Genomic DNA, 17,439 nt, shown 5'->3' on the forward strand with positions numbered 1-17,439 from the left:
GCATCCGCCATGCAGCCCGGACCCCCCGGTCAGGACCCGTACGGCCAGCAGCCCCCGCACGACCCGTACGGCCAGCCCGCCTCCGGGCAGCCCTACGGGCAGCCGTACGGGCAGCCGCAGGACCCGTACGCACCGCCCCCGCAGGCGCCGTACGGGCAGCAGCCGCACGATCCGTACGCCCCGCCGCCGCAGGCCCCGTACGGCCAGCAGCCCACCTCGGGCCAGCCGTACGGACAGCCGGTCTCCGGTGACCCCTACGGCCAGCCCACCTCGGGCCAGCCCTACGGGGCGCCGGGCCAGCCGTACGGGCAGCAGCCCTACCAGGATCCGTACGGCCAGCAGCCCTACGGCATGCCGGCGTACCCGAACGCGGGCTACCCGCAGCCCCAGGGCCAGCAGAACACGCTGGGCCTGGTGTCGATGATCCTGGGCATCGTCTCCATCCCGATGGTCTGCTGCTACCTCGGCATCCCGCTGGGCATCGCCGCGGTGATCACCGGATGGCTGGGCCGGCAGAAGGCGGCCCAGGGGCTGGCCAGCAACGGCGGTCAGGCCCTCGCGGGTCTGATCTGCGGCGGAATCGGTCTGGCGCTCGGGCTGCTGCAGATCGTGGCGCTCGCCGCCGGCATCGCCATGCCGAACTCCTGAGCCGACACCCGGAAGGGGCGTCCCGGATCTCCGGGGCGCCCCTTCCGTCGTCCCGGCCCCGCGCGCGCCGGTCGCCACAGGGCACGTCGCCCCCCGGCAGCAGCCGGGTGAGCGGCCCGGACGTGGGTCAGCGGGTCAGGCACGGGAGGCCGGGCGGGTCAGGCGCAGTCGGCAGCCGGGTGAGCGGCCCGGACGTGGGCCAGCCGCTCAGGCGCGGGAGGCCGGGCGGGTCAGGCGTGGCCAGCAGCCGGGTGAGCGGGCCGGGCGCGGATCGGCGGGTCAGGCGCGAGGTGCCGGGCGGGCGAGCACCCGGGCGGCGGCGGCCCCGAGCAGCGCGCCGGCCGTGACCACCGCGGTCGAGACGGCGGCCACCTGCCAGGGGACCGGGCCGATCTCGGCCAGCCGGCCACCGCCGAGCGGGCCGCCGGAGGCCGCGGCGGCGAGGCCGGCGAGCAGGCCGACCACCGGGCCGGCCAGCGCCGCCGGGCCGAGCAGCGCACCCCACTCCGGCAGCGCGCGCTCGTCCGCGTCGCGGAGCAGCCGCCGGGCGAGCAGCCAGCCCGCGGCCATCCCGGCCAGCACCGGCACCGCGAGCAGCGCCGCCCCGAATCCGTCGACCGGGCCGCTGGGCAGCCCGGCGAGCAGGGGTACGGCCGGCAGCGCGCCCACCGAGACCTCGCTGGTGCGTACCGCCGTGCCGGCGCCGACGGCGAAGCCGGGCCCGAGCAGGTAGGCGGTCGACCAGATCGTGGCGTTCGGCGCGTAGGCGAGGCTGACCAGGGTGATCCCGGCCTGCCCGGCCACCCCGGTCCGGTACGCGCCGATCATGTCGGCGGCGTCGCCCCCGCCGGTCGCCACCGCCAACCCGGCCGCGCCGGCCCCCGCGCCGAGCAGCAGCAGCCCGGCGACGAACCCGGTACGCACCCCGTCGCGCAGCGCCGCCGGCGCGCGCTCGGCGAGCAGGCCGGCCACGCCGGTGGTGCGCAGTGCCCCGACCAGCGCGGCGAGCGCGCCGAAGACCGCGTGGGTGACGCCGGCGCGGACCGGGGAGACCCGCAGGTCGTCGGTGCTCACCAGCACCGCGGCGAGGGCGCCGAGCAGCCCGTACCCGAGGCCGACCGCGACCGCGGCGGTGAGTGCCTGGCGGGGCGAGCGCCCGCCCCGCGCGCCCATGGCCCGGCTGGTGTGCACGCCGGCCCGGGTCAGCCGCCAGAACGCGAGCCCGGAGAGCAGCAGCGGGACCAGGCCGAGCGGGCCGGCGGTGGTGTGCAGCGGCACCCCGTGGCCGAGCAGCCAGCCGGACAGCCCGGCGCGCAGCGCACCGGCGACGGAGCCGGCGTCCTCGCTGAACTGGGCCAGCCCCAGCACCAGGGCGACCGGCAGGTACGACGTGAGCGCCGCCCAGCCCGCGGCGACCCCGGCGGCGACGACGAGCGGCGCCCGCCCCCGGCCCGACTCCGGCCGGCGGGGCGCGGGCACCCGGCCACCCGACGCGGGCCGACCTCCGGGCCGGTCGTGCTCCCGGCGGGCGTCGTCCCGGCGGTCGTGCTCCCGGCGGTCGCGCTCCCGGCGGTCGTGGTCCCGGCGGGCGTCGTCCCGGCGGTCGTGGTCCCGGCGGGCGTCGTCCCGGCGGGCGCGCTCCCGGCGGGCGCCCTCCCGGGGGCCGTCGTCGTTCCGGCGGGCGTCGTCGTTCCGGCCGGCGCCGGCCGGGCGGGCATCGTCCCGGCGGGCGTCGGCGCGGACGCCGGCGGCGGGACGGCGGGGCTGATCAGGGGTGACCGAGGACATCGGGTCTACTCTGGCACGCCGCGCGGGCGGCGGCTGCCCGGCGGCCCCACCTGGCCCCGGCGAGTTCCGTGATCCACCGGTTTCCGGACCGGATTCCGGTCTAGCCTCGGCGCAGGACGCGACTGCAGTCGCGGCACGAAGCGCTGGGAGGAAGCCGTGAACGCTCCGTACCCGCCGCCCCCGCCGCCGCCAGCGGCCGGCAAGGACCGCACCACGCTGTGGGGCGTGCTCGGCATCGTCCTGGGCCTGATCTGCTGCGGCATCCTGGGCATCGTCTTCGGTTACCTGTCGATCCGCGACGCGAAGCGGTTCGGCCAGTCGCCGGTGCTCGGCTACCTGGCGATCGCCTTCGGCGTGATCAACATCATCGGTACCGCGATCTGGCGGGCCAGCGGGACGTACCCGCTCTGGGACGACTGAGGGGGCCGACCGTCGCCGGCCGACCCCCTCGGTGTCTCACCCGTCCGCTCAGCGGCGGACGGTGCTGCCACCGGCCGCTCAGCGGCCCGACATGAGCTCCCGCATCAGCTTGGCGGTCTCGGTCGGCGTCTTACCGACCTTGACGCCGACGGCCTCCAGGGCCGCCTGCTTCGCCTCGGCGGTGCCCGCCGAGCCGGAGATGATCGCGCCGGCGTGCCCCATGGTCTTGCCGGGGGGCGCGGTGAAGCCGGCGATGTAGCCGACCACCGGCTTGGTGACGTTGGCCTTGATGAACTCGGCGGCCCGCTCCTCGGCGTCGCCGCCGATCTCACCGATCATCACGATGGCGTCGGTCTCCGGGTCGGCCTCGAACGCGGCGAGGGCGTCGATGTGGGTGGTCCCGATGATCGGGTCACCGCCGATGCCGACGCAGGTCGAGAAACCGATGTCGCGCAGCTCGTACATCATCTGGTAGGTCAGCGTGCCACTCTTGCTGACCAGGCCGATCCGGCCGGAGCCGGTGATGTCGGCCGGGATGATGCCGGCGTTGGAGGCACCCGGCGAGGCGATGCCCGGGCAGTTCGGGCCGATGATCCGGGTCTTCTCGCCCTTGCTCACGTTGTACGCCCAGAAGGCGGCGGTGTCGTGCACCGGGACGCCCTCGGTGATCACCACGGCCAGCGGGATCTCGGCGTCGATCGCCTCGACCACGGCGCCCTTGGTGAACTGCGGCGGCACGAAGATGACCGTGACGTCGGCCCCGGTCTCCTTCATCGCGTCCGCGACGGAGGCGAAGACCGGCAGCTCGGTGCCGTCGAAGTCGACCGTCTGGCCCGCCTTGCGCGGGTTGACGCCGCCGACCACGTTGGTGCCCGCGGCGAGCATCCGCCGGGTGTGCTTGGAACCCTCGGAACCGGTCATCCCCTGGACGATGACCCTCGAGTCCTTGGTCAGCCAGATAGCCATGATCAGACCCCCGCAGCTGCCAGCTCGGCGGCCCGCTCGGCCGCGCCGTCCATGGTGTCGACCCGCTGGATCAGCGGGTTGTTCGCGCCGTCGAGGATGGCCCGACCGGCCTCGGCGTTGTTGCCGTCGAGACGGACCACGAGCGGCTTGGTGGCCTTCTCGCCCCGCTGCTCGAGCAGCGCCAGCGCCTGCACGATGCCGTTGGCGACCGCGTCGCAGGCGGTGATGCCGCCGAAGACGTTGACGAAGACGCTCTTCACCGACGGGTCGGAGAGCACGATCTCCAGGCCGTTCGCCATCACCTCGGCGCTCGCGCCACCGCCGATGTCGAGGAAGTTCGCCGGCTTGACGTTGCCGTGCCGCTCGCCCGCGTAGGCGACCACGTCGAGCGTGGACATGACCAGGCCCGCGCCGTTGCCGATGATGCCGACCTCGCCGTCGAGCTTGACGTAGTTGAGGTCCTTCTCCTTGGCGGCCTGCTCCAGCGGGTCCACCGCGGCCTGGTCGACCAGGGCCTCGTGGTCCGGGTGCCGGAACCCGGCGTTCTCGTCGAGGGTGATCTTGGCGTCGAGCAGCAGCAGCTTGCCCTCGCCCGTCTTGGCCAGCGGGTTCACCTCGACCAGCGTGGCGTCCTCGGCGACGAAGGCCTTCCACAGGCCCACCGCGACCTCGACGACCTGGTCGGCGACCTCGGCCGGGAAGCCGGCGGCGTCGACGATCTCGCGGGCCTTCGCCTCGTCCACGCCCTTGACGGCGTCGATCGGGGCCTTGACCACCTTGTCGGGGGTCTCCGCGGCGACCTGCTCGATGTCCATGCCGCCGGCGACGCTGGCGATGCAGAGGAAGGTGCGGTTCGCCCGGTCGAGCAGGTACGAGAAGTAGTACTCCTCGGCCACGTCCGCGGTCACGGTGATCATGACCTTGTGGACGGTGTGACCCTTGATGTCCATGCCGAGGATGTCGGTGGCGCGGGCCACCGTCTCCTCCGCGCCCTCGGCCAGCTTGACGCCGCCGGCCTTGCCTCGGCCGCCGACCTTCACCTGCGCCTTGACGACCACCCGACCGCCGAGGCGTTCGGCGATCGCGCGGGCCTCCTCCGGGGTAGTGGCGACGCCGCCGGCGAGCACGGGCAACCCGTGCCGCTCGAACAGGTCCCGCCCCTGGTACTCGTACAGGTCCACGATTGCGCGTCCCGTCCCGTCTCCGCGGCGCGCCGTCGCGCCGCCACCAGCGTTGTGGAAACTCCGTTGACACCCGTCATCAGTTGAAACGGGCTATCGGCCGCAGCCTAGCGAGATGAGCACCAGCGGCAACCGAGCGGGTGCGCGGTGTGCGGTAATGCACAGCGCGCCGCCCGCGACTCGCCGGTGCGCGGGCCCGGCCGGCAACCGCCGCGAAGGATGTCTCCGACGACGCGTAACCCCCTGGTGGGGTCGTCGTTGAGTCTGATGTCGGAGCGCTGATTCAGCGCGAGGACGGGAGCGGCCGATGCCCTGTCGGTCGAGGGGTGGCGGCGGGGCATCGTGCATAGAAGGGCCGGGCGTGTGAGGGGTGCGTCCGGCCCTTCCCCCGTGCCCGGATCCGGCCGGCCCTCCCCAGCTCCCGACCCACTCCAGGTACGCGACGTGGCGGCATCCACCGGATGCCGCCACCTGCGCGAGATGGAGTCGTCAGGGTGCCGGGCGCGGGCCCGGCGGTGGCGCAGTCGTCAGGCGACGGACTGGGCCACGTTCCCCCGGACCCACTCGACGATCGACTGGGTCGTCGCGCCCGGGGTGAAGATCTTCGCCACGCCGAGCTGCTGGAGCTCGGGGATGTCGGCGTCCGGGATGATGCCGCCGCCGAAGACGACGATGTCCCGGGCGTCCCGCTCGGCGAGCAGCTCCAGCACCCGCCGGAAGAGCGTCATGTGCGCCCCGGAGAGCACGGAGAGACCGACCGCGTCGGCGTCCTCCTGGATGGCGGTCTCCACGATCTGCTCCGGTGTCTGGTGCAGGCCGGTGTAGATGACCTCCATGCCGGCGTCGCGCAGGGCACGCGCGACCACCTTGGCGCCGCGGTCGTGGCCGTCGAGGCCCGGCTTCGCGACGACGACCCGGATACGAGAGCTCATCAGCGCACACCTTTCACGGGCTCCGCGGCTATCACCTGAACGAACGGTAACCCGCCCGGTCGGGGGCGGGAAATCCGGGCCGCACCTCTACCGTTCGGCGGCCCCCCGAGAAAGCCGGACGCCTCCGCCGAACGGTCACTCTGCGCGACGAACGGGCAGTAACGGGGACGGCCATCCGGCGTACCGAGCTATGACAATGATGGACGGAAAGGGACAGAAAGACTCACCGATTCGGCGGTTCCGCTTGTGACCGGCGCGGCGGAGGGCTAACGTGTCCACGGTTGTCATCAGGTCCACGGACGGGTGACGACGCGACCAACGGACGTTCGACCGAGCTTCACCGAACGGCCCGAGATCGCATCGGATCCCCGACAACGGAGGGTGTGCGTGCGCCAGCGCCTGTCGTCTGAGCCCGATAGATATCGCGGCCGCCGTCGCGTACCCACCCCCCCGCGCAGCCGCTACGCGGCGGTCGTCACCACCGCGTTCGTGGGCGCCGGCATCGTCGCGCTGGGCGCGAACGCGCTCCCCGACGCCAAGAGCGTGAGCCCGTCGGTCCTCGACGAGCTCAAGCAGGCCTCGATCACCAGCCAGGACGCGGCGGCCCGCGCCGACGCCGCCGACCGCGCCTCCCGCGACACCAACCGGGACGCCGAGGTCAACGCCGGCGACCAGGACCCGTGGTTGCTGCCCCTGCAGGGCTACGACTTCAACTCCCCGTACGGGATGCGCTGGGGCAAGCTGCACACCGGCATCGACCTGGTCGCCGCCGAGGGCACTCCCTACGTCGCCATCCACTCCGGCACCGTCACCAAGGCCGGCTGGTTCGGCGGGTACGGCTACGCCGTGATCGTCCAGCACGCCGACGGCAGCGAGGCCATCTACGGCCACTCCTCCTCCGTGAACGTCAAGGAGGGGCAGCAGGTCAAGGCGGGCGACCAGCTCGGCCTGGTCGGCAACACCGGCCACTCGTACGGCTCCCACCTGCACCTGGAGATCCATGTCAAGGGCGAGCCGCGGGACCCGGTGCCGTGGCTCCAGGAGCGCGGAGTGGACATCAAGCTGCAAGTCGAGGCGTATTACAGCGAGGTAGCGGCTTCCTGACGCTCCGTATCGCCCGATGACCGCCCGGATCGAACGATCCGGGCGGTTTTTCGTGCCCGGAAGTCTGCTGGGTCACAGTCAGGACTGTGAGCGACGGCACCGCAAGCCAAGATCAGCTATCGGGGCAGAGTACGCCATTCCGCCACAATGGCTGACAGTTGCCCCGGCAGCCGTCGGTGACCCTGCGGTACCGGTACCCACCGCGGACCCGGTCGACACCCAGGATGGGCAGGTCCCAGCCCCCTGAGTGTGAAGGTCAGCCGTGCAGGAAGACACCCCCGCCCAGAACGAGAAGACCGTGGCCGCCCCGGCCCGGCACCGGCTGCGGAAGCGGCGCGGCGGGCGCGCTCTCGTCGTCGGCGCGGTCGCGCTGGTCGGCCTCGGCCTCGCCGGTGCCTCCACCGTCGCGTTCGACCGCGACGACGCCCCCGCCCCCACCGCCGTCTCGCTGGACGCCGCGTCCCGCGCCGAGGACGCCGCCCGCGCCGACCGTTCCGCCCGCGAGTCCGCGACCCCGGCCACCCCGTCGGCCAGCCCGACCACCGCCGGCCCGACCGCCAGCCCGTCGGCCACGCCGACGAAGAAGGCGACCCCGACCCCGAAGCCGAAGCCGACCGTCCGGAAGACGACGAAGCCGAAGCCGTCCTGGGTCATCCCGATGGCCGGCGCAGAGATCACCTCCTGCTACGGGCAGCGCTGGGGCACGCTGCACGCCGGCATCGACTTCGCGCTGCCCGCCGGCACCCCCATCCGCGCCGCAGCGGCGGGCACCGTGGTCAAGGCCGGCGACGCCGGCGACGGGTACGGCAACTCGGTCTTCATCGACCACGGCAACGGCTACCTGACCCACTACGCCCACCAGAGCAGCCTCAAGGTCGGCGTCGGGGACAGGGTCAGCGCCGGCGAGGTGATCGGCTACGAGGGCTCGACCGGCGACTCGACCGGCCCGCACCTGCACTTCGAGGTGCACAAGGGTCAGATGTGGAACCAGATCGACCCGGCGCCGTTCCTGCGCGCCCGGGGCATCGACGTGGCCTGCTGATCCCGTCGAGGACACGTGAGGGCCCGGTCCGGCGGTTCGCCGGGCCGGGCCCTGTCGTTCACAGCTTGTCGATCGGGGCGTGCCGCAGCACCAGCCACATCGTCTGGTCCCCGAAGTCGATCTGCGCCCGGGCGCCCGGGCCGTGCCCCTCCACGGCGAGCACCCGGCCGAGGCCGTAGCGCTGGTGGTTGACCCGGTCCCCCGCCGCCACCTTGGGCCCCTGCGGCAGCTCGCTGGCGGTGGCCAGCCGACTGCCGTCCACCCCGAGCCGCTTGGCCAGCTCCGCCGCCTTCGGCGTACCCCCGGCGAAGCCGCCGCGCGCGCCGGGCGCCCGGTCCGCGCGGCCACCGACGCCGCCGCCCCCGCCGGCCCACGAGGTGTACGACCCCTCGGTGCGCTCCCAGCGGACCAGCTCCGGCGGCAGCTCCTCCAGGAACCGCGACGGCGGGTTGTAGGCCGGCTGCCCCCAGGCCGAGCGGGTGACCGCCCGGGAGAGGTAGAGCCGCTGCCGGGCCCGGGTGATGCCCACGTACGCCAGCCGGCGCTCCTCCTCCAGCTCCCGGCTGTCGCCCAGCGAGCGCAGGTGCGGGAAGACGCCGTCCTCCAGGCCGGTCAGGAAGACCACCGGGAACTCCAGGCCCTTGGCCGTGTGCAGCGTCATCAGGGTGACCACGCCCTGGTGGTCCGGGTCGTCGGCGGGGATCTGGTCGGCGTCGGCGACCAGCGCCACCTGCTCCAGGAACCCGGCCACCGTGGCCCGCTCGCCCTCGGCGCCGAGCGCCTCGATCCGCTCGGTGTACTCCCGGGCGACGCTGACCAGTTCCTGGAGGTTGTCCACCCGGCCGGCGTCCTGCGGGTCGAGGCTCTCCTCCAGCTCGGTGAGGTAGCCCGAGCGGGTCAGCAGCGCCTCCAGCACCTCCTCCGGGGTGCCGGTCTCGGCCAGCTCCCGCGCGCCGTCGAGCAGCGCGACGAAGTCGGCGATGCCGTTGGCCGCGCGGGTGGAGATGCCCGGCGCCTCCCGGGCCCGGCGCAGCGCGGCCCCGAACGAGATCCGATCGCGGCTGGAGAGCGCCTCCACGCACGCCTCGGCGCGGTCGCCGATGCCCCGGCGCGGGGTGTTGAGCACCCGGCGCAGGCTGACCGTGTCGTCGTCGTTGACCACCGCGCGCAGGTAGGCCAGCGCGTCGCGGACCTCCTTGCGCTCGTAGAAGCGCACCCCGCCGACCACCTTGTAGGGCAGGCCTGCCCGGATGAACACCTCTTCGAAGACCCGGGACTGGGCGTTGGTGCGGTAGAAGACGGCGACGTCGCCGGGGCGGGTGTCGCCGGCGTCGACCAGCCGGTCGACCTCCCGGCCCACCCAGTCCGCCTCGGCGTGCTCGGTGTCGGCGACGTAGCCGACGATCTGCTCGCCGGCCCCGGCGTCGCTCCACAGCCGCTTGGGCTTGCGGGAGGTGTTCCGGTCGATCACCGCGTTGGCGGCGTTGAGGATGGTCTGGGTGGAGCGGTAGTTCTGCTCCAGCAGGATCGTCCGGGCGTCGGTGAAGTCCCGCTCGAACTCCAGGATGTTGCGGATGGTCGCGCCCCGGAACGCGTAGATCGACTGGTCGGCGTCGCCCACCACGCAGAGCTCGGCCGGCTCGATCCCCTCGGTGCCGGAGACCAGCTCCTTGATCAGCGTGTACTGCGCGTGGTTGGTGTCCTGGTACTCGTCGACCAGGACGTGCCGGAACCGGCGGCGGTAGCTCTCGGCGACGTGCGGGTGCGACTGGAGCAGGTGCACCGTCGTCATGATCAGGTCGTCGAAGTCCAGCGCGTGGGCCTCGCGCAGCCGGCGCTGGTAGAGCGTGTACGCCTCGGCCAGCGCCCGCTCGTTGGGGCCCTTGGCCCGGGCGGCGAACGCCTCCGGATCGACCAGCTCGTTCTTCAGGTTGGAGACCTGGGCGGCCAGCCCGCGCGCCGGGTAGCGCTTGGGGTCGAGGTCCAGCTCCCGGGTGACCAGCTGCATCAGCCGGCGCGAGTCGTCGGCGTCGTAGATCGAGAAGGTCGACTTGAGCCCGGCGTGCTCGTGCTCGGCGCGCAGGATCCGCACGCAGGCGGAGTGGAACGTCGACACCCACATCAGCCGGGCCCGCGGGCCGACCAGGTGGGCCACCCGCTCCTTCATCTCGCCGGCGGCCTTGTTGGTGAAGGTGATCGCGATGATCTCGCCGGGGTGCACGTCCCGCGCGGCGAGCAGGTACGCGATCCGGTGGGTGAGCACCCGGGTCTTGCCGGAGCCGGCGCCGGCCACGATCAGCAGCGGGGAGCCGGCGTGGGTCACCGCGTCCCGCTGGGGGCCGTTGAGCCCCTCGATCAGGGCCTGCGGATCGAGGTGCGCGGCGGAGGACCCGGGCCGGCGCGCCGGCGGGCGGGCAGGCTCGGGCGCGGGCGGGGACGCGGGGATGTCGAAGAGAGGATGCATCGCAGGGCGAGTCTATGCCGCCGGCCGGACACTTCCCGCCCGCGCACGCCCCGGCGCGACCGCGCGGTCGCGGGGGCCCGGCCCCTCGGCGCGGCGAGACGAACCTGTCACGGCGTCACCTCTGGCGCCTTCGTCCCCGAAGCGCAACGATGACGGTGAAAACCCCGACTACTCCCCCGTACCCGACTTGGGAGAACAACCATGACTCCACCGCGCTCGCGCGGTCGGGCCCTGCTGCGTCACCTCGCCGCACCGGCCCTCGCGCTGGCCGTCGTGGCCAGCCTGCCCGCCACCGGACGGCCCGGACCGCAACCGGCCGCCACCGACCCGACGGCGGGCCTGGCCCCGGTCGCCGTCTCCTACGCCACGCCCACCGGCGGCGAGGTCAAGGGCAACTTCCTGAGCTACAACGACTTCCACGGCGCCATCGACCCGCCCGGCGGCAGCGGGGCCGCGGTCAACGGCACCCCCGCCGGCGGCGTGGAATACCTGGCGACCTGGCTGAAGAAGCTGCGCGCCGACGCCGCGGCCGAGGGCCGGCGCACCACCACCGTCGGCGCCGGCGACCTGATCGGCGCCACCCCGCTGGTCAGCGCGGCCTTCCACGACGAGCCGACCATCGAGCTGATGGACGAGGTCGGGCTGGAGATCAGCTCGGTCGGCAACCACGAGTTCGACGAGGGCGTCGCCGAACTGATCCGGATCAACAAGGGCGGTTGTCACCCGGTCGACGGCTGCCAGGACTCGGACGGCTTCGCCGGCGCGAAGTTCACCTACCTCGCCGCCAACACGCTCGACCGGAAGACCGGCCTGCCGATCCTGCCCCCGGTGGACGTGAAGTTCGTCGACGGCGTGCCGGTCGGCTTCGTCGGCGTGACCCTGGAGGGCACCCCGAGCATCGTGAACCCGGCCGGCATCGCCTCGGTGCGGTTCGCCGACGAGGTCCGGACCGCCAACAAGTGGGGCGGGCTGCTCAAGCTCTTCGGCATCCGGGCGATGGTGCTGCTGGTGCACGAGGGCGGCGCCCAGTCCCCGCCGCCGGCCACCCCGGGCGTCTCGGACTGCGCCAACTTCTCCGGGCCGATCGTCGACATCGTCCGCGGCCTGCGGCCGGAGTTCGGCCTGGTGGTCTCCGGGCACACCCACCGCTTCTACTCCTGCTCGCTGCCGAACTCCTCGGGCGCGCAGAGCGTGGTCACCAGCGCCGGCAGCAACGGGCAGCTGATCACCGACATCGACTACTCGCTGGACCGGCGCACCGGCCGGTTCACCGGCATCTCCGCCCGCAACGTGGTGGTGGAGAACGGCGTCCGCAACCCGGACGGCAGCTGGCAGCAGAGCGCCCCCGGCGTCTACGTCCGCAACCCCGAGCTGGTCGACGCGGGGGCCAAGGCGCTAACCGACAAGTACCGGGCCGCGGTCGCCCCGATCGCCAACCGGGTGGTCGGCAGGATCAGCGCGGACATCGTCCGGGACGCCAGGCCCAGCGGCGAGAGCCCGCTCGGTGACGTGATCGCCGACGCGCAGCTCGCGTACACCAAGGGCGACGGGGCGCAGCTGGCGCTGATGAACCCCGGCGGCATCCGGGCCTCCCTGTCGTACGCGGCGTCGGCCGGCGGCGAGGCGCCAGGCGAGGTGACCTACGGCGAGGCGTTCACCGTCCAGCCGTTCAACAACCTCGTGGTCACCCAGACGCTGACCGGCGCGCAGCTCAAGAACGTGCTGGAGCAGCAGTTCGTCGGCTACCAGGGGCAGACCACCCAGCGGATCCTCCAGGTCTCCGCCGGGCTGACCTACTCCTACGACAGCACCGCCCCGGCCGGCTCGCGGGTCAGCGCGCTGGCGCTGAGCGGCGTCCCGGTCGACCCGGCGGCCAGCTACCGGGTCACCACCAACGACTTCCTCGCCAACGGCGGGGACGGGTTCACCGAGCTGACGGCGGGCACCGGCCGCACCACCGCCCCCGGCTTCGACGTGGACGCGCTGGTGGCCCACCTGGGCGCGGGCGCGCCGGTGGCCCCGGGCCCGGCCGACCGGATCACCCGGCTGGGCTGAGCGGACGTCGCCCGGCCCCGGCGCCGGGGCCGGGCGACCTTCCCAAGTGTTGGCGGAATCCTTGCGCGTGCGTACCCACGGTCGGCATACTCGATTCCGTGTTCGGTCAGCGCTTCTACTTTTACTACGGCACCGGGAGTCCGGCAGCCGTGGGTCGCGCCTGATCAACCAGACCTACGAAAAGCCCCGGGCTCCTGGAGTCCGGGGCTTTTCGCGTTCCGGGTTCCCGACACCGGGCACGACGTCAGAGAGGTACGACCGATGATGACAGACGTGGCGGAACAGAGCGGCAACACGGCGCGCTCCGGGGCGGGCGACGGCCGGAACGCGGCACCCGGGTTCGGCACGGACGAGCCCGCGGCGGCGGCCCGGATCGCGGCCATCCGGGAGCGCATCGACGAGATCGACCGGACGCTGATCGGGCTGTGGCAGGAGCGGGCGGAGCTCTCCCAGCAGGTCGGCGCCACCCGGATGGCCTCCGGCGGCACCCGGCTGGTGCTGTCCCGGGAGCGGGAGATCCTGGAGCGGTTCCGGCAGGCGCTCGGCGCCGACGGCACCCAGCTGGCCCTGCTGCTGCTGCGCGCCGGCCGCGGACCGCTCTGACGGGTGCCCCCGGGCCGGGAGCCGGGCGGGACGCCCGGCCCGCCGTCCTGCGGCGTACCCCCTGGCGGCCCTGACCGACGGGACGGCCCGGGCCGTCCGCGGGCGCCCGCGAACGGCGGCGGTCAGGCCCGGATACGACGAACCGCCTGCCGGCGTCACGCGGACGCCGGCAGGCGGTTCGGACCGTCTCACACCTCGTGCGTGGCGACGATCTCCCGCTTCTCGGCGAAGTGGCAGGCGCTCGGGTGGTCCGAGCCCTGCCGGATCTGCAGCAGCGGCGGCTGCTCGGCGCAGATGTCCTGCGCCTTCCAGCACCGGGTGCGGAACCGGCAGCCCGAGGGCGGGCTGATCGGCGAGGGGACGTCACCGGTGAGCCGGATGATCGCCTTGTTGTCCCGCAGCGTCGGGTCCGGCACCGGCACCGCCGACAGCAGCGCCTGGGTGTACGGGTGGGTCGGCCCCTCGTAGATCTGGTCCTCGGTGCCGATCTCCACGATCTTGCCGAGGTACATCACCGCGACCCGGTCGGAGAGGTGACGCACCACCGACAGGTCGTGCGCGATGAACACGTACGACAGGCCGAGCTCGTTCTGGAGCTTCTCCAGCAGGTTCATCACCTGCGCCTGGATCGACACGTCCAGGGCCGAGACGGGCTCGTCACAGATGATGATCTCGGGCCGCAGGGCGAGCGCCCGGGCGATGCCGATGCGCTGGCGCTGACCGCCGGAGAACTGGTGCGGGTACCGGTTGATGTGCTCCGGGTTGAGGCCCACCAGGTCGAGCAGTTCCTTGACCTTGTCCCGGCGGCTGCCCTTCGGCGCCACCTCCGGGTGGATCTCGAACGGCTCGCCGATCAGGTCACCGACCGTCATCCGCGGGTTGAGCGAGGTGTACGGGTCCTGCATGACCAGCTGGATCTGCCGGCGCAGCCGACGCAGCGCGCCGCCGGACAGCTTGGAGATGTCCTGGCCCTTGTAGAGCACGTGGCCGGCGGTCGGCTTCTCCAGGTTCATCAGCACCCGGCTCAGCGTCGACTTGCCGCAGCCGGACTCGCCGACCACGCCCAGGGTCTCACCGGCCCGCAGGTCGAAGGAGACGCCGTCGACGGCCTTGACGTGACCGATGGTCTTCTTGAACACCACACCGCGGGTGACGGGGTAGTGCTTGACCAGGTCGCGTACCTCGAGGATGTTCTCAGACACGGTTCACCAGCTCCTCGGCGAAGTGGCAGGCGCTGGCCCGACCGGCGCCGATCTGCAGCAACGGGGGGAGCTTCTCGCGACACACCGGCTGCGCCATCGGGCAGCGCGGGTTGAACGGGCAGCCCGGCGGGATGTTCATCAGGTTCGGCGGGAGGCCCTTGATCGTGCGGAGCTGCTGGCCCTTCTCGTCCAGGCGAGGGATCGAGTCGAGCAGACCGAGGGTGTACGGGTGCCCCGGCTTCGCGTACAGGTCGTACACGTCGGCTTCCTCGACGATCCGGCCGGCGTACATGACCGCGATCCGGTCCGCGACGTCGGCGACCACGCCGAGGTCGTGGGTGATCAGGATCATGCCCATCCGCCGCTCCCGCTGGAGTTCGCCGAGCAGGTCCATGATCTGGGCCTGCACGGTCACGTCCAGCGCGGTGGTCGGCTCGTCGGCGATCAGCACCTCCGGGTCGAGCGCCAGCGACATCGCGATCATCGCGCGCTGCCGCATACCACCGGAGAACTGGTGCGGATAGTTGCTGAACCGGCCCTTGGCGTTCGGGATCTTGACCTGGTCGAGCATCTCGATCGCGCGCTTCTTGGCGTCCGCGCGGCTCATGCCGCGCCGGATGCGGAACTGCTCGGCGATCTGGAACCCGACGGTGAAGACGGGGTTCAGTGCGGAGAGCGAGTCCTGGAAGATCATCGCGATGCCCTCGCCGCGGATGCGGCGGCGCTCCTCGGCGGACATCCGGAGCATGTCCCTGCCGTGGAAGCGGACCTGACCACCGGTCACGTACCCCGGTGGCATGTCCAGGATGCCCATGATGGTCTGCGCGGTGACGCTCTTACCGGAGCCGGACTCGCCGAGCACGGCGAGGGTCTCCCCCGCGTCGACGTGGTAGGTGACTCCGTTGATGACCTTGGCGACGCCGTCCCGGGTGCGGAACTCCACCCGCAGGTCGTCGACCTCGAGCAGCCGGCCCGAGGGGCGGCCGGATCCGTCGGCGCCCGGCGCGGTCTGCTCGGACACGAGAATGTCGGACAACTCAATCTCCCCTAGCGGAGTTTCGGATCGAGGGCCTCGCGGACGGCCTCACCGAGCATGACGAAGCTCAGCACGGCGGTCACGAGGAACGCGGAGGGGAAGAAGAGCAGGAACGGCGACGGCCGCAGGTAGTTCTGCGCTTCGTTGATCATGATTCCCCAGGAGACCACCGGGCTCTTCAGGCCGATACCCAGGAAGGAGAGCGTGGCCTCGGCGCCGATGAACGAGCCGATCATGATCGTCCCGTACACCAGCAGCGGCGCCAGGCAGTTCGGCAGCAGGTGCTTGAGGATGATCCGGCCGCTGCCGGCGCCCATGGCGCGGGCCGCGACGATGTAGTCGGCCTCCTTGGTGGCCAGCACCGAGGAGCGCATCAGCCGCATGACCACCGGCCAGCTCAGCAGCACGAGCGAGGCGATGACCAGACCCTTGATCTCCCACTCGCTGTTGCTCGAACCCGCGCCGTTGAAGGTGGTCAGGATGACGATGGCGCCGAGCACGAACGGCAGGCCGAAGAAGACGTCGGCGATCCGGGAGAGCAGGCCGTCGATCCAGCCGCCCTTGTAGCCGGCGATGATGCCCATCGTCCCGCCGATCAGCATGGTGCCGATCACCGAGAGCAGCGACACCACGATCGAGGCGTTGGCGCCGTAGATGACCCGGGCGAAGACGTCGCGACCCTGCACGTCGTAGCCGAACCAGGCGTCGTTCGAGGGCTCCACCCGGCTACGGGAGAGCGCGCCGTCCGTCGGGTCAACCGAGGTGAACAGCGACGGGAAGATCGACATCACCACGAACAGCAGGATGAACGTGGCGGAGATCCAGAACAGCGGCTTGCGCCGCAGGTCCCGCCAGGCGTCACCGAGCAGGCCGCGGGGCTTCTCCTTGCGGGCGCCCTCCGGCTGACCGGCGGTGACCGGCGCACCGATCTCGGCCGGCTGCTCCGGACGGGGGGTGCTGACGATGGAAGCGGCACTCGGGTCACTCATGCCCGCACCTCCCTCTGCTCGGCGCGGGCCTGGTTGCCCGCTCGCGTGGCGATGATGGTTCGTTCGCGGCGCTCACTCATAGCGGATCCTCGGGTCCAGGGCGGCGTAGAGCAGGTCCACCAGGAGGTTCATCAGGAGGTAGACGAGCACCAGGACGACCACGATGGAGACAACCGTAGCGCTTTCCTTGGTGACGATCGCCCGGAGAACCTGGCGGCCGATGCCGTTGATGCCGAAGATGCCCTCGGTGATGATCGCGCCACCCATCAGGGCGCCGAGGTCGGTGCCGAGCAGCGTCACCACCGGGATCAGGGAGTTGCGCAGCAGGTGGATGCCGACCACCCGGCGCATGGGCAGGCCCTTGGCGATGGCCGTCCGCACGTAGTCGGCCCGGCGGTTCTCCGCGATGCTGGTGCGCGAGACCCGGGCGATGTACGCCATCGACGCGCTGCCCAGTACGAAGCCGGGAAGGATCAGTTCAGAGATCCGCATCTCGTTCGACACCGTCGGCGTGACGATGCCCCACTTGACGCCGAAGAGCCACTGGAGCACGAAGCCGACGACGAAGACCGGCAGCGCGATCAGGAAGAGCGTCGAGACCAGGACCAGGTTGTCCAGGAATCCGTTGCGCCGCAGACCGGTGAGCACACCGGCGGTGAGACCGATGAGCGCCTCGATGAGCAGGGCGACCGCGGCCAGCTTCAGGGTGTTGGGGTACGACGTCGCGATGATGTCGTTCACCGAGCGCCCGGACCAGGTCGAGCCGAAGTCCCCCTGGAAGAGGTTCTTCATGTAGACGGCGTACTGCACGAAAAACGGCTCGTCGAGGTGGTACTTCTCGGTCATCATGGCGATGTAGTTCTCCGGGCAGCCCCGATCACCGCACTTGCCGGCGAACGGGTCACCGGGAACCGCCCAGACGAGCGCGTAGATCATTAACGTCGTCCCGATGAAGACCGGGACGAGTTGGAGCAGCCGTCTCAACAGATAACGGCCCATGGGGTGGTCC

The 17,439-nt window shown here is 72.2% G+C and carries 15 protein-coding genes; 6 read left to right on the forward strand and 9 right to left on the reverse strand.

The window, feature by feature from the left end:
• Nucleotides 1–9 precede the first annotated feature (9 nt).
• A complete protein-coding gene (locus tag ACTWM8_RS26445; protein ID WP_377612277.1) occupies nt 10–648 on the forward strand; it encodes a DUF4190 domain-containing protein in 639 nt (212 codons plus the stop codon).
• 279 nt (nt 649–927) lie between these two features.
• Here the strand turns inward: ACTWM8_RS26445 and ACTWM8_RS26450 are convergent, their stop codons facing one another.
• The gene (locus tag ACTWM8_RS26450) at nt 928–2,436 is read right to left on the reverse strand and encodes a cell division protein PerM (protein ID WP_446211346.1); all 1,509 of its coding nucleotides are present in this window, start codon (nt 2,434–2,436) and stop codon (nt 928–930) included.
• A gap of 156 nt (nt 2,437–2,592) precedes the next feature.
• Here ACTWM8_RS26450 and ACTWM8_RS26455 point away from each other — a divergent pair, with 156 nt between their 5' ends.
• Nucleotides 2,593–2,856, forward strand: a complete 264-nt coding sequence (locus ACTWM8_RS26455) for a DUF4190 domain-containing protein (RefSeq protein ID WP_446211347.1) — start codon at nt 2,593–2,595, stop codon at nt 2,854–2,856.
• Between the two features lie 78 nt (nt 2,857–2,934).
• Here the strand turns inward: ACTWM8_RS26455 and sucD are convergent, their stop codons facing one another.
• The 3 genes from sucD to ACTWM8_RS26470 all read right to left on the reverse strand — a co-directional run bounded on the left by sucD (nt 2,935) and on the right by ACTWM8_RS26470 (nt 5,935).
• Nucleotides 2,935–3,822: a succinate--CoA ligase subunit alpha gene (gene sucD, locus ACTWM8_RS26460; RefSeq protein WP_446211348.1), complete on the reverse strand. Its 888-nt coding sequence runs from the start codon at nt 3,820–3,822 to the stop codon at nt 2,935–2,937.
• A 2-nt stretch (nt 3,823–3,824) separates the two neighbouring features.
• Nucleotides 3,825–5,003 carry an ADP-forming succinate--CoA ligase subunit beta gene (gene sucC, locus ACTWM8_RS26465; protein ID WP_210778428.1) on the reverse strand — a complete coding sequence of 393 codons (1,179 nt, stop codon included), beginning with the start codon at nt 5,001–5,003 and terminating at the stop codon, nt 3,825–3,827.
• A gap of 527 nt (nt 5,004–5,530) precedes the next feature.
• Nucleotides 5,531–5,935 (reverse strand): cobalamin B12-binding domain-containing protein, encoded by a 405-nt coding sequence (locus ACTWM8_RS26470; RefSeq protein WP_154941907.1) that lies wholly within the window; start codon nt 5,933–5,935, stop codon nt 5,531–5,533.
• Nucleotides 5,936–6,322: 387 nt separating this feature from the next.
• Between ACTWM8_RS26470 and ACTWM8_RS26475 the strand changes: the two genes are divergently transcribed.
• A complete protein-coding gene (locus ACTWM8_RS26475; RefSeq protein WP_210778427.1) occupies nt 6,323–7,039 on the forward strand; it encodes a M23 family metallopeptidase in 717 nt (238 codons plus the stop codon).
• A 262-nt stretch (nt 7,040–7,301) separates the two neighbouring features.
• Nucleotides 7,302–8,081: a M23 family metallopeptidase gene (locus ACTWM8_RS26480; RefSeq protein WP_446211349.1), complete on the forward strand. Its 780-nt coding sequence runs from the start codon at nt 7,302–7,304 to the stop codon at nt 8,079–8,081.
• A 58-nt stretch (nt 8,082–8,139) separates the two neighbouring features.
• Here the strand turns inward: ACTWM8_RS26480 and pcrA are convergent, their stop codons facing one another.
• Nucleotides 8,140–10,545 carry a DNA helicase PcrA gene (gene pcrA / locus ACTWM8_RS26485; RefSeq protein ID WP_446211350.1) on the reverse strand — a complete coding sequence of 802 codons (2,406 nt, stop codon included), beginning with the start codon at nt 10,543–10,545 and terminating at the stop codon, nt 8,140–8,142.
• 201 nt (nt 10,546–10,746) lie between these two features.
• On the opposite strand from pcrA, the gene ACTWM8_RS26490 reads away from it, so the two are divergent.
• Both ACTWM8_RS26490 and ACTWM8_RS26495 read left to right on the forward strand, forming a co-directional pair.
• Nucleotides 10,747–12,600 carry a bifunctional metallophosphatase/5'-nucleotidase gene (locus ACTWM8_RS26490; RefSeq protein WP_446211351.1) on the forward strand — a complete coding sequence of 618 codons (1,854 nt, stop codon included), beginning with the start codon at nt 10,747–10,749 and terminating at the stop codon, nt 12,598–12,600.
• A gap of 261 nt (nt 12,601–12,861) precedes the next feature.
• Nucleotides 12,862–13,203: a chorismate mutase gene (locus tag ACTWM8_RS26495; protein WP_446211352.1), complete on the forward strand. Its 342-nt coding sequence runs from the start codon at nt 12,862–12,864 to the stop codon at nt 13,201–13,203.
• Between the two features lie 188 nt (nt 13,204–13,391).
• On the opposite strand, the gene ACTWM8_RS26500 is transcribed toward ACTWM8_RS26495, so the two are convergent.
• The 4 genes from ACTWM8_RS26500 to ACTWM8_RS26515 form a co-directional block, all read right to left on the reverse strand.
• Nucleotides 13,392–14,405, reverse strand: a complete 1,014-nt coding sequence (locus ACTWM8_RS26500; protein ID WP_446211353.1) for an ABC transporter ATP-binding protein — start codon at nt 14,403–14,405, stop codon at nt 13,392–13,394.
• Nucleotides 14,398–15,426 carry an ABC transporter ATP-binding protein gene (locus ACTWM8_RS26505; protein WP_346539669.1) on the reverse strand — a complete coding sequence of 343 codons (1,029 nt, stop codon included), beginning with the start codon at nt 15,424–15,426 and terminating at the stop codon, nt 14,398–14,400. The genes ACTWM8_RS26500 and ACTWM8_RS26505 overlap by 8 nt, the downstream gene beginning before the upstream one ends.
• 26 nt (nt 15,427–15,452) lie before the next feature.
• The gene (locus ACTWM8_RS26510; RefSeq protein WP_446211354.1) at nt 15,453–16,430 is read right to left on the reverse strand and encodes an ABC transporter permease; all 978 of its coding nucleotides are present in this window, start codon (nt 16,428–16,430) and stop codon (nt 15,453–15,455) included.
• A 72-nt stretch (nt 16,431–16,502) separates the two neighbouring features.
• Nucleotides 16,503–17,429 carry an ABC transporter permease gene (locus ACTWM8_RS26515; protein WP_346538269.1) on the reverse strand — a complete coding sequence of 309 codons (927 nt, stop codon included), beginning with the start codon at nt 17,427–17,429 and terminating at the stop codon, nt 16,503–16,505.
• Nucleotides 17,430–17,439: the final 10 nt, after the last annotated feature.

Source organism: Micromonospora sp. IBSANI012 (assembly GCF_052814045.1).

Excerpts from the sequence above, each read along its gene's own strand:
- sucD (WP_446211348.1), bottom strand. The coding sequence starts at position 3,822 with ATGGCTATCTGGCTGACCAAGGACTCGAGGGTCATCGTCCAGGGGATG.
- pcrA (WP_446211350.1), bottom strand. The coding sequence starts at position 10,545 with ATGCATCCTCTCTTCGACATCCCCGCGTCCCCGCCCGCGCCCGAGCCT.
- ACTWM8_RS26470 (WP_154941907.1), bottom strand. The coding sequence starts at position 5,935 with ATGAGCTCTCGTATCCGGGTCGTCGTCGCGAAGCCGGGCCTCGACGGC.
- ACTWM8_RS26445 (WP_377612277.1), top strand. The coding sequence starts at position 10 with ATGCAGCCCGGACCCCCCGGTCAGGACCCGTACGGCCAGCAGCCCCCG.
- ACTWM8_RS26495 (WP_446211352.1), top strand. The coding sequence starts at position 12,862 with ATGATGACAGACGTGGCGGAACAGAGCGGCAACACGGCGCGCTCCGGG.
- ACTWM8_RS26490 (WP_446211351.1), top strand. The coding sequence starts at position 10,747 with ATGACTCCACCGCGCTCGCGCGGTCGGGCCCTGCTGCGTCACCTCGCC.
- ACTWM8_RS26450 (WP_446211346.1), bottom strand. The coding sequence starts at position 2,436 with ATGTCCTCGGTCACCCCTGATCAGCCCCGCCGTCCCGCCGCCGGCGTC.
- ACTWM8_RS26510 (WP_446211354.1), bottom strand. The coding sequence starts at position 16,430 with ATGAGTGACCCGAGTGCCGCTTCCATCGTCAGCACCCCCCGTCCGGAG.
- ACTWM8_RS26515 (WP_346538269.1), bottom strand. The coding sequence starts at position 17,429 with ATGGGCCGTTATCTGTTGAGACGGCTGCTCCAACTCGTCCCGGTCTTC.